Raw genomic sequence first — 11,903 nt, 5'->3', positions numbered from 1 at the left:
TTGCCGCTTTTGCAAAGTGACTCGCTGTAAGAGCGAAACCATAAGCCGCCATTACCTAAATAACGGATATGCCCCCAAAATTCCGCCGATATTCGATCTCGAAAACCACGGCCCCCCCTGGGACATCCCACCCGACAAGCGATCTCACTGCCACCCGCTGGTGCATGCTCTTGATTGCATGCAGCTTTTTGTAGCGAGGAAGCTCGCTCCCGTTGACCCGCATGGCAGGCCAAACAGCCTAATCAATAGCAAGCTAGCTAATTGGCGCATTAATTGCCTTGAAATATGGCAATTAGACATCACTCCCGGAGTCCGCCATGAGCAGCCTGTCGAGCAGCACGATGCAGTTATCTTCCGCCGAGAAAAGCTGGCTGCCCTGGTGGGGCAAAACCGGCAAGTTCGCCATGGGCTGGTCCTGCCACCTCAACCGCGCGGTGTACCCGGTGATGGAGCAAACCTTCGAGGCCATTGCCGAAACCCGGGTCAAACTCCTGCAAACCTGGACCCGCGAACAGTGGGAACACCTCAACGAACTGGCGACGACACTGGCCCGCGATTCCGTGCTCACCGACAACAGCCTGCTGCTGGAAAAACTGCACCAGGCCGGGGATTTCTCCGAGCTGTTTATCGTCGACCCAAAGGGCGAATTACTGGCGAGTACCTGGAGCCAGGCCAGTCACCGCGCGCTCAATCAACAAGCCCTGGCCGCCGGGCTCAAGGCGCCATTCCTCCACGGTCCCTACAGCGACCCGCTGACCTTGCAGATCGGCCCTTCGTCCTCGCGCTTCCATGACGAAGTGACCCTGATGTTCTACCAACCATTGACCCGCGAGGGCAGGGTGGTCGGCTGCCTCTGCGGTCGGGTGCCCAACGACATACTCGGGGATTTGATCCAGCGCGAGGCCGGGCATATCTTCCCCGAGTCCGGCGATAACTACCTGTTCATGGTGCAATCGCGCTTCGACCCGGCGCTGCAGCCGGGCATTGCGCTGTCCCGCTCACGCTTCGAGGACGGCACCTTCACCCACGGTGAAAATCTCAAGAGCGGCGTGCACACACCCTGGAAAACCGTACAGATCCAGCGCCACACCGAGCTGGAATTGCGGTTTATCGACCCCGCCACCCAACAACTGCACCCCGGCGTGCGGGAAACCATCCGCAAGGGCTCGAACCTGTTTGTCACCTATCCCGGCTATTCCGACTACCGTCACATCCCGGTGGTGGGCAAGGGCGTGACCTTCGAACTGCCGGGCTCGCCGGATCGCTGGGGCATGATGTGCGAGGCCGACCTGGAAGAGGTCTACCGCCGGCGCTCCCTGAGCCACGGCTTGATGAAGCCCTATCTGGCGACCATGGGCGGCCTGTTTGCCTGCAACTTCCTGGTCCGTCACTACAGTGGCTTGCCCGCCGCCTGGACCGATGCGTGCGAGGTGCTGAGCATGGTCGTCGCGGCCTTGCTGTTCAGCCGCCTGGGCCCCAGGCGCCTGGCCGCACGCCTGAATGAAATGACCGAGGTCATCCGCACCATTGCCGAAGGCGAGGGCAACCTGCGCCAACGCCTGGACAGCGGGCGCATGGTCAACGACGAAACCGGCGACATGAGCCGCTGGATCAACAGCTTCATCGACCGCCTGGATTCGGTGGTCGGCCAGGTGGTCAAGGCCAGCCACAGCGTTGGCAACACCAACCAATTGATGCTCGGCCGCAGCGAGGCGGCCGGGTTGATGTCCCATGAAGTGGCCGACGCCACCCACCGCATGATGATCATCGTTGAAGAGCAACTGGGAGAAATCCAGCAAGCCTCGGTGAGCGCCGAGCAAATGAAGCAGGCCATGGACGAGGTGGTCAGCCGGGCCCGCGAGCAATTCCTCGCGGTACAGGTCGGCACCCAGTCGATTCGCGATGTGGTGCAGCGCTCCTCGGAAAGCGTGCAACTGCTGGACAGCCGCATGGCACAGATCAGCAACATCACCGGGTTGATCAGCGACATCACCAACCAGACCAACCTGCTGGCCCTGAATGCGGCCATCGAAGCGGCGCGGGCAGGCGAGCATGGCCGCGGTTTTGCGGTGGTGGCCGACGAAGTCCGCACCCTGGCGTCACGCACTTCCAAGGCAGCGGAAGACATTCGCCAGATGGTCGAGGGCCTGCAAGGCGAAACCCGCAAGGCCGTAGGCTTCATGGAAAACGGCGTGACCAACGTCGACAGCAGCCTGCGCCTGGCCGAGGACGCCTCCTCGGAGAACGTGCACCTGCACCAGGCGGTGGAGAGCATGTTCAGCATCATCCAGCAGCTCAACGCCCGCAGCCTCGACTATGGCAAGACCATCAAGCAGGTCAGCCACTCTTCGGAGCAAATGCGCCTGACCGTAGGGGTGTTGCAGACCAGCGCGGAAACCGTGCGGGTCAATGCCAACAAGTTGCAGAAGCTGGTGGGGTTGTTCGAAGTCAGTGAGGCTGCGGCCTGACCAGACTGCGCTTATCCAGCAGCAGGCGCTCCAGCTCCTTCATCGGCAAAGGCCGGCTGAACAGATACCCCTGGATCTGATCGCAGCCGGCTTCCCGCAGAAACTCCAGCTGCGCCTGGGTTTCCACGCCTTCGGCCACCACTCGCAGCTTCAGGCTGTGGGCCAGTTCGATGATGGTGCGGGTGATAGCCGCGTCCTGCGGGTTGCTGGTGACTTCGCGGATAAACGCGATATCGATTTTCAGCGTATCAATCGGGAACCGCCGCAGGTAGGCCAGGCTGGAATAGCCGGTGCCGAAGTCGTCGATGGAGATCTTCACCCCCATCGCCCGCAGGCGCTGCAAGCTGGCGATGGTGTGCTGGGTGTTCTCCATCAGCGAGCCTTCGGTCAATTCAACTTCCAGCCAATGCGCTTCCACGCCGGCCTGGGCGAGGGACTGGGCGATATCGGCAATCAGGTCGCCCTCGATCAATTGATGGCCCGAAACGTTGACCGATACCTCCACCGCGCCCACCGTGCCGGATTGCCAGGCAGCGATCTGGCGGCACACGTTGTCGATCACCCAACGCCCGAGCGTGACGATCAAGCCCTGGCTTTCCAGGATCGGTATGAAGACCGCTGGAGACACTGCACCGTAACCGGGCCGGTCCCAGCGCAGCAGGGCCTCGAGGGCGCACACCTGACCGTTGGCCAGTTCGACCTTGGGTTGGTAATGCAGCACGAATTCTTCGCGCTCGACCGCCAGGCGCAGGGCTTTTTCCAGGTCCAGGCGCGCCAGGTCATGCACATTCAACCGCGAGGACTCATTTTGGTGGTGTTGAAGTTGCTGCTCCAACAACTGGCTATGGTTTTTCAACCGATCGCCGTGGGCCTTGAGCCGCAGCAGGTTGCGTACCCGTAGCCACAACTCGACCCGCTCCACCGGCTTGCTGATGAATTCTTCAGCACCGGTTTCCAGGCCACTGAGCCGCGCGCTGGACTCACTCAATGCCGAAAGCATGATGATCGGAATGTTCGCCGTGGCCTGGTTGCCCTTGAGCTGGTTGGCCACTTCATAGCCGTCCATGCCCGGCATCATGATGTCCAGCAGGATCAAGTCCGGCGGCCGCTGCGCCACCAACTGCAAGGCTTCTTCACCACTGGCGGCGCTCACGGTCTGGTAACCCTCGTGGCGCAGCAGGGTTTCGAGCAGCTTGCGCACCTGGATTTCATCATCAACGATCAACAGCGTTGCGGGTTGGCTGGCCATGGAGAGGACTCAAGTCGAGGGAGTAATGTTCTTTTGCAGCAGCGTGTCGATCACCTGGTACAGCTCTTTGTAGCGCAGGGGCTTGATGATGTAGGCATCGCAGCCGGCCCGCAGGGTCTTGTCACGGTCTTCCTTCATGGCCATGGCCGTCAGGGCGATCACCGGGATGTGCGCGGTATGAGGGTCCTGCTTGAGCAGTGACGTGGCTGCCAGGCCGTCCATGCCCGGCAACTGGATGTCCATCAGGATCAATGCCGGTTGTTTTTCCCGGGCCAGGGTCAACCCGGTCTCGGCATCGGCGGCCCACAACACGCTGTGGCCGGCGTTCACCAGCAACAGGCGGGCGAGGCGCATATTGGCCTCGTTGTCTTCGACGATCAGGATTTCGGCCATGGGGCCTCCGCATCTGCGGCGCGGTGCAGCGGCAGCCACACCACAAATCGCGCGCCTTCGCCTTCGCGGCTGGCCACGGCGACACTGCCGCCGTGCAGGTCGGTGAGTTGCTTGACCATCGCCAGGCCCAGGCCCGTGCCTTCGAATTTGCGCGCCAGGCTGCTGTCGATCTGGCTGAAGGCCTTGAACAGCTTGCTCATGTCGTCCCGGGCGATCCCGATGCCGGTGTCGCTCACGCTCAATTCAAGGAACTGTTGATGCTCGCTGGGCTGCAGGGCAAAACCATAGGTGGGCCAGTCGCCGAGAACCTGCCCGACTTGTGCACGACTCACCTCGCGTACCGACAGGGTCACCGAGCCGCCGTGCTCGCTGAACTTCACCGCATTGGCCAGCAGGTTGTAGATGATCTGCTTGGTCTTGCGCAGGTCCAGTTCCAGCGCGCCGAAGTCGTCCGGGCTTTCGAGTTTCAACTGGATGCGCTGCAATGCGGCCTTTTCCCGCACGATCAGCAGGCTGTTGGCCAACAGGCCGGCCAACTCCACGGCTTCCAGTTCCAGGTCCATCATGCCGGCCTCGACCTTGGACAGGTCGAGGATGTCGTTGATCAGCGACAGCAAGTGCTGGCCGCTGGTGAAGATATCGCCGATGTACTCGCGCTGGATATCGCTCATGTCGCCCACCAGGCCGTCCTTGAGCGCCTCGGAAAAACCGATCACCGCATTCAGCGGCGTGCGCAGCTCGTGGGACATGGTGGCAAGGAACTCGGACTTCATGTGGCTGGCGTGTTCCAGCTCCAGGTTTTTCTCTTCCAGGGCACGCTCGAAACCTTTGCGTTGCGCCTCTTCCTGCTTGCGCGCGGTGTTGTCGGTGCCGATCAGCAGGTAGCCGATGATCGCGTCGTTGCGGTTGCGCAGGGCGGTCACCGACACCATGGCCGACAGGCGACTGTTGTCCTTGCGGATATAAGTCAGTTCGTAAATGTCTTCGATGCCCCGGGAGGCCTTGAACACCAGGGCCTCAAAGCCCGGCGTGATCGGTGTGTCCAGTTCCAGGCTGAGGGCAGCGGCGCGGGTGATCAGCTCGGCGGGGTCGGAAATGTCGGCCGGTGTGACGCGGTTCAGCACATCGGCGGCGGCGTAGCCAAGCATGCGTTCGGCGCCGACGTTGAAAATCTGGATTACGCCTTTTTCGTCGGTCGCGATGCTGGAGAAGTAGGCGCTGTTGAAGATCGCATCTTGCAAGGCGCCGGCCTTGAGCAGGGTTTTCTGGCGTTTGAATTCGACGATTTTTTCAGCCCGGGATTGCGGCTCCGCCGGGCTGTCGACTGAAGAGTTGTCCATCGTGCAGTGTTCCGTGAACTTCAGGCCCGACGCTGCCAAAGGCGGCGCCGCAGAGCATGCTCACAGAAGATCGCGCAGGCGCGATGAGGAGGAGATGAGGTCTTTGGACGATAGCAGATAAACCGCAACTGACAGGGATCGTAGTGGCCAAACGCGGTGTTATTTTTAGAAAAGCACTCAATCGGATAGGTGAAGGTGGAAAAACGGGGATTTTATCTGCAATTAGTCACTCCAGGTCGCTGGATGAACATTTATTCATCAGGTGAAACGTTTAATCAAACGATAAACGGCTGACGCAAGCGCTTGCGTAAGCAAATGTATCTGATTAGAGTCGGCAGCAATCAGGTCTGCCGATGACTGCCATCGGCAAACGCCCGAACACAACAATAATAAAACCAGGAGCTCAGTCATGAGCCTTGAACCCTTGCTTGAAATGCAGGGCATTAGCAAGACCTTCAATGGTCTGCGGGTGCTCAAGAACGTCAGCCTGAAGGTCTACCCCGGTGAAATCCACGCCTTGATGGGTGAGAACGGCGCCGGCAAATCGACCTTGATGAAGATCCTCTCCGGTGCCTACCAGGCCGACGACGGCGGCACCATCCGCATCGATGGCCAGCCCGTCGCCAGCTACAACCCAGCCTCCGCCAAAGCCCTCGGCATTGCCGTGATCTACCAGGAACTGAGCCTGTGTCCGAACCTCACGGTGGCCGAGAACATTTACCTGGGCCGTGAACTGCGCCGTGGCTGGACCATCGACCGCAAGGGCATGGAAGCCGGGGTGGCCGAGGTGCTGGCAAGGCTCGGTGCGGAGTTCCTGCCCACCACCCGCGTCGCCAGCCTGTCCATCGCCGAGCGCCAACTGGTGGAAATCGCCCGGGCCTTGCATGCCCACGCAAAAATCCTGGTGATGGACGAGCCCACCACGCCGTTGTCCTCCCGGGAGACCGACCGCCTGTTCGCGCTGATCAAACAGCTGCGCAGCCAGGGCCTGGCGATCATCTACATCAGCCACCGAATGGCGGAAATCTACGAGCTGTCGGACCGGGTCTCGGTGCTGCGGGACGGCGAGTACGTCGGCGAACTGGCGCGGGACGTGCTGTCGGCCGAAGTGCTGGTGAAGATGATGGTGGGCCGCGACCTCTCCGGTTTCTACAAGAAGGAACATGCGGCCTACGACCCCGGCCAGGTGGTGATGCGCGTGCGTGACATGGCCGACGGCAAGCGCGTGCGCAACTGCAGCTTTGACCTGCACGCCGGTGAAGTGCTGGGCATCGCCGGCCTGGTGGGCGCCGGGCGTACCGAACTGGCACGGCTGATCTTTGCCGCCGACCCACGCACCTCCGGCACCCTGGAGGTGGTCGGCAAAACCGTGACCCAACTGCGCAACCCGGCGGATGCGATTCGTGCCGGTGTCGTCTACCTCACCGAGGACCGCAAGGCCCAGGGTCTGTTTCTCGACATGAGCGTGGCCGACAACATCAACGTCTGTGCGTGTGTGCCGGATGCCCATGCCGGTGGCGTGCTCGACCGTGGCCACGCCGCACAACGCTCACGCGATGCGATCAAGTCCCTGTCGATCCGCGTGGCGTCGGGCAAGGTCAACGTCGGCGCGTTGTCCGGTGGCAACCAGCAGAAAGTGCTGCTGGCACGGCTGCTGGAGGTCAAGCCGCACGTGCTGATCCTCGACGAGCCCACCCGTGGCGTGGACATAGGCTCCAAATCCGAGATCTACCGCATCATCAACCAGTTGGCCAAGGCCGGCGTAGGCATCGTGGTGATCTCCAGCGAACTGCCGGAAATCATCGGCACCTGCGACCGCGTGCTGATCATGCGCGAAGGGCAACTGGTGGCCGAAGTGGGCGGGGCATCGGGGCTGGATATTTCCCAGGAGGCGATCATCGACCTCGCCACCGGCAGCGAACAGGTGGCCGCCCATGGCTAATTCAACGACAAGCGGGAGCAACACCATGACTGTGGCAACGATCGGCAAGGCTGAGCGTATTCGCGAACTGATGCGCACGGTGGGCATGTTGCCGGTGCTGGTGCTGCTGCTGGTGGGTTTTGCCCTGGCCAGCGAAAACTTCATGACGGTGCAGAACCTGTCGATCATCACCCAGCAGGCGTCGGTCAACGTGGTGCTGGCGGCGGGGATGACCTTTGTGATCCTCACGGCGGGCATCGACTTGTCGGTGGGAGCGATTCTTGCGGCTTCGGCTGTGGTTGCGTTGCAAGCGTCGATGTCACCGCAGTTCGGCATGTTCGGGATTACCGCCGGGGTTGGCTTCGGCCTGTTGCTGGGCCTGGTCAACGGCGGCCTGATCGCCTTCATGCGCCTGCCGCCGTTTATCGTCACCCTGGGTGCGCTGACCGCCATGCGCGGTTTGGCACGCCTGTTGGCCGACGACAAAACCGTGTTCAACCCTGATTTGCCGTTTGCCTTTATTGGCAACGATTCGGTGCTGGGCGTGCCCTGGCTGGTGATCATTGCCGTGGCCGTGATTGCGCTGTCGTGGTTCATCCTGCGGCGCACGGTGATGGGGGTGCAAATCTACTCCGTGGGCGGCAACCCGGAAGCGGCGCGGCTGTCGGGGATCAAGGTGTGGAAGGTCCTGCTGTTCGTCTATGCCATGTCCGGTGCGTTGGCCGGGTTGGGCGCGGTGATGAGCGCGTCACGCCTGTTCGCCGCCAATGGCCTGCAGCTGGGGCAATCCTATGAGCTGGATGCGATTGCCGCAGTGATCCTCGGCGGCACCAGCTTTACCGGCGGCGTCGGCACCATCGGCGGCACGCTGATTGGTGCGCTGATCATCGCGGTATTGACCAACGGCCTGGTGCTGCTGGGCGTCTCGGATATCTGGCAGTACATCATCAAGGGCATCGTGATCATTGGCGCGGTAGCGCTGGATCGCTATCGCCAGTCCGGTGCGCGGACCTGATTTCACTCAAACAACAATCACAAGAGAGTCATCATGAACTTCAAACGCATGTTTCCTGTTGTCGCCTCCCTGGGCGTTGCCGTGTTGATGTCCCAGGCGGTGCAAGCCCGTGAACTGAAAGCCATCGGCATCAGCATGGGGTCCCTGGGCAACCCGTATTTCGTGACCTTGGCCGACGGTGCCACGGCGCGGGCCAAGGAGCTGAACCCGGCGGTGAAAGTCACCTCGGTGTCGGCCGACTATGACCTGAGCAAGCAGTTCTCGCAGATCGACAACTTCATCTCGTCCAAGGTCGACCTGATCCTGCTCAACGCCGTCGACCCGTCGGCGATGGCCTCGGCGATCAAGAAAGCCCGTGATGCCGGGATCGTGGTGGTGGCCGTGGACGTCGACGCCAAGGGCGTGAATGCCACGGTGCAGACCGACAACGTCGAGGCTGGCAAGCTCGCCTGCCAGTTCATCGTCGACAAACTGTCGGGCAAGGGCAATGTGATCATTCAGAACGGCCCGCAAGTCACCGCCGTGACCGATCGGGTCAAAGGGTGCAAAGCCGCGCTGGCCAGCGCCCCGGAGATCAAGGTGCTATCAGATGACCAGGACGGCAAAGGCTCCCGCGAAGGCGGCTTGAACGTGATGCAGGGTTACCTGACGCGCTTCCAGAAAATCGACGGCCTGTTCGCAATCAACGACCCGCAAGCCATCGGCAGCGACCTGGCGGCCAAGCAACTGAAACGCAGCGGCATCATCATCACCTCCGTGGACGGCGCGCCGGACATCGAGAATGCCTTGAAGACCGACACCCTGATCCAGGCCTCCGCCAGCCAGGACCCATGGGCCATGGCCCAGACCGCCGTCAATGTCGGCAATGACATTCTCAACGACAAACAACCCGCCGAAGCGGTTACCCTGCTGGCGCCAAAATTGATCACCCGCGATAACGTAGGTTCCTACAGCGGTTGGTCCAGCAAACATTAAAAGAAACCAGGAGTGAGCACCGTGGCAACCATGGAGGATGTGGCAAGAATTGCAGGGGTGTCGACGTCGACGGTTTCCCACGTCTTGAACGGCACCCGCAAGGTCAGCCCGGACACGGTGCAAGCGGTGCAGGACGCGATCCGGCAGGTGGGCTACATCCCCAACACGCTGGCGCGTTCCCTGGCGCGGTCCACCACCAATACGATTGGCGTGGCGATCTCGGCGCTGTCCAACCACTACTTCAGCGAAACGGTGCACGCGATTGAAACCGAGTGCGCCAAGCACGGCTACATGATGTTGTTTGTCGATACCCACGACGATCCCGAACAGGAACTGCGTGTGGTCACGGCGCTGCACCATCGGCGGGTGGACGGCATTCTGCTGGCGCCGTCTACCGGTTCGCTGGCCCTGGAATACCTGCAGGCCAATCAAGTGCCGGCGGTGCTGGTGGACCGGATGATGTGTGATCGTTTCGATCAGGTCGGGGTGGAAAATACCCTGTCTACCCAGGCTTTGGTGGCGCACTTGATCGAGCATGGCCACCGGCGCATCGGCTTTATTTCCGGGCGCGCGGGGCTCTGCACTTCCGATGAACGAGTGGCCGGCTATCAAGCCGCGTTGCAGGCGGCAGGGTTGGTGTTTGACCCGCAGTTGCTGGTCAACGGCGGCTCCAGCAGCGAGCCGGCACGGCAAGCGACCGCGCAGTTATTGGCCCTGGCAACACCGCCCACGGCAATCATGGCGGGCAACAACCTGATGACCCTGGGTGCGATGCACGCCTTGCGTGATGCGAATATCGACGTGCCCGGGCAGATGGCCCTGGTGGGCTTCGATGATTTTGACTGGGCGGATTTCTTTGTGCCACGCCTGACCCTGATCGCACAGCCGGTCCAGGAACTCGGCGCCCGGGCGGTCAACCTGCTGCTTGAGCGCATGGCGTCGCCCAAGCGTAAAACACACAGCGTGCGGCTCGCGCCCACCCTGAAGATTCGTAACTCATGCGGCTGCCCCTGATATGAACAACGCGGTTTCCCTTGGCATTGATCTCGGCACTTCGGAACTCAAGGCGATCCTGATGGACGAGCAAGGCAACGTCCTCGCCCATGCGGGCGCGCGGCTGACGGTCTCACGCCCGCACGCAGGCTGGTCCGAGCAGGCGCCTGAGGATTGGTGGCAAGCATGCCTGAAGGCTCTGGACCAACTGCGCACTGATCAGCCGGATGCCTACGGCCGTGTCGACTGCATCGGGTTGTCCGGGCAGATGCACGGGGCGGTATTGCTGGGGCAAGACGACCGGGTGTTGTACCCGGCGATTCTCTGGGATGACTCCCGTGCCATGGCCCAGGCTGAAGCCTTGGGCAGTGAGTTTGCCGACGTCACCGGCAGCTTGCCGATGGCCGGTCTCACGGCGCCCAAGCTGCTGTGGTTGCAGGAGCATGAACCGGCGGTATTCAGCGCCATTGATTGCGTGCTGTCGCCCAAGGACTACCTGCGCCTGCGCCTGAGTGGTGAGCGCGTGAGTGATGTGTCCGATGGTGCGGGGACGTTGTGGCTGGATGTGGCCAACCGTGAATGGTTTGAACCGATGCTGCAGGCCACGGGTTTGCGATGGGCGCAGATGCCACGGCTGGTAGAAGGTGGCGCGGCCAGTGCTTGTTTGAATGCGGCTGCGGCGGGGCGACTGGGCTTGGCCGAGGGCCTGGTGATTGCCGGCGGTGGCGGGGACAACCCGGTGGCGGCGGTGGGCATAGGGGCGGTGAATGCGGGTGATGCGTTTATCACGTTGGGGACGAGTGCGGCCATCGTGGCGATTACTGATCACTCGGCGGGGAATCCGGCGAGTGCGGTGCATAGTTTTTGTCATGCCTTGCCTAATCGCTGGTACACCATGGGCGCCATGCTGGCCGGGGCCAGTTGCTTGCGGTGGGTGACGCGGTTGACGGGGTCGGTTGATGAGCAGGCGTTGCTGGATCGGGTGCAGGCCGAGTGGCCGATCGGGCAGGGCGTGCCGGTTTCTAATCCGTTGTTTTTGCCGTATTTGGCGGGGGAGCGTACGCCCCATAACGACCCGTTGTTGCGGGGTGGTTTCATGAGCCTGGGGCATGACTGCACGCCGGCTATGTTGGGGTATGCGGTGATGGAGGGGGTCGGGTTCGGGTTGCTGGATGCACTGAATGCGGTGCAGTCGGCCGGGGCCACGGTGGGGGCTTGTGCGTTGGTGGGTGGTGGGGCGCGCAGTGAGTATTGGGCGCAGTTGTTGGCCAATATTCTTGGGCGGGAGATTTATACGTTGCATGGCAGTGAGTTGGGGGCGTGTATTGGTGCAGCGAAGTTGGGGTTCCTGTCGAGCGGCCAGGGTGCGGCGCTGTTGCAGGCGGGGATGCCGGTGAAGCAACGGTTTTTCCCGGACGGCGCTCAACAGGCTGTTTTGCAGGCGCGATATTTGAAGTTTCGGGGGTTGTTGGGGGCGGCTAAGGCTTTGCACGATTAGGGAGGTTTTGGGTGTATATCCGTTATTTGGGTAACGGCTGCTATTGGTTCC

Annotated in this window: 9 protein-coding genes; 6 read left to right on the top strand and 3 right to left on the bottom strand. The window is 61.7% G+C overall.

Annotated features, from left to right (window positions below; all coding sequences use genetic code 11):
- The first annotated feature begins 317 nt into the window (after positions 1-317).
- Positions 318-2,468: a methyl-accepting chemotaxis protein gene (locus tag HX839_RS25275; protein WP_177067873.1), complete on the top strand. Its 2,151-nt coding sequence runs from the start codon at positions 318-320 to the stop codon at positions 2,466-2,468.
- On the opposite strand, the gene HX839_RS25270 is transcribed toward HX839_RS25275, so the two are convergent.
- From HX839_RS25270 to HX839_RS25260, 3 genes are read right to left on the bottom strand one after another with little or no spacing between them, the layout of a single operon-like run.
- Entirely contained in the window at positions 2,449-3,717 is a 1,269-nt protein-coding gene (locus HX839_RS25270; protein ID WP_003209700.1) for an EAL domain-containing response regulator, read from the bottom strand. The genes HX839_RS25275 and HX839_RS25270 overlap by 20 nt on opposite strands.
- A gap of 9 nt (positions 3,718-3,726) precedes the next feature.
- Entirely contained in the window at positions 3,727-4,110 is a 384-nt protein-coding gene (locus HX839_RS25265; protein WP_008430409.1) for a response regulator, read from the bottom strand.
- Positions 4,095-5,450, bottom strand: coding sequence for a HAMP domain-containing sensor histidine kinase (locus HX839_RS25260; RefSeq protein WP_134326643.1), 1,356 nt, complete (start codon positions 5,448-5,450; stop codon positions 4,095-4,097). Before HX839_RS25260 ends, HX839_RS25265 begins: the two co-directional genes overlap by 16 nt.
- A gap of 409 nt (positions 5,451-5,859) precedes the next feature.
- On the opposite strand from HX839_RS25260, the gene HX839_RS25255 reads away from it, so the two are divergent.
- From HX839_RS25255 to xylB, 5 genes are read left to right on the top strand one after another with little or no spacing between them, the layout of a single operon-like run.
- Positions 5,860-7,392 carry a sugar ABC transporter ATP-binding protein gene (locus HX839_RS25255; RefSeq protein ID WP_003209705.1) on the top strand — a complete coding sequence of 511 codons (1,533 nt, stop codon included), beginning with the start codon at positions 5,860-5,862 and terminating at the stop codon, positions 7,390-7,392.
- A 25-nt stretch (positions 7,393-7,417) separates the two neighbouring features.
- Positions 7,418-8,386, top strand: a complete 969-nt coding sequence (locus tag HX839_RS25250) for a ribose ABC transporter permease (protein WP_177067872.1) — start codon at positions 7,418-7,420, stop codon at positions 8,384-8,386.
- Between the two features lie 33 nt (positions 8,387-8,419).
- Entirely contained in the window at positions 8,420-9,361 is a 942-nt protein-coding gene (locus HX839_RS25245) for an ABC transporter substrate-binding protein (RefSeq protein WP_177023386.1), read from the top strand.
- 21 nt (positions 9,362-9,382) lie between these two features.
- Positions 9,383-10,375 carry a LacI family DNA-binding transcriptional regulator gene (locus tag HX839_RS25240; protein WP_177067874.1) on the top strand — a complete coding sequence of 331 codons (993 nt, stop codon included), beginning with the start codon at positions 9,383-9,385 and terminating at the stop codon, positions 10,373-10,375.
- Position 10,376: 1 nt separating this feature from the next.
- Positions 10,377-11,852 carry a xylulokinase gene (gene xylB, locus HX839_RS25235; protein ID WP_177067871.1) on the top strand — a complete coding sequence of 492 codons (1,476 nt, stop codon included), beginning with the start codon at positions 10,377-10,379 and terminating at the stop codon, positions 11,850-11,852.
- Positions 11,853-11,903: the final 51 nt, after the last annotated feature.

The organism is Pseudomonas sp. I8001 (genome assembly GCF_013385345.1).
Lineage (GTDB): Bacteria > Pseudomonadota > Gammaproteobacteria > Pseudomonadales > Pseudomonadaceae > Aquipseudomonas.
This window is presented reverse-complemented; position numbering and strand designations above follow the sequence as displayed.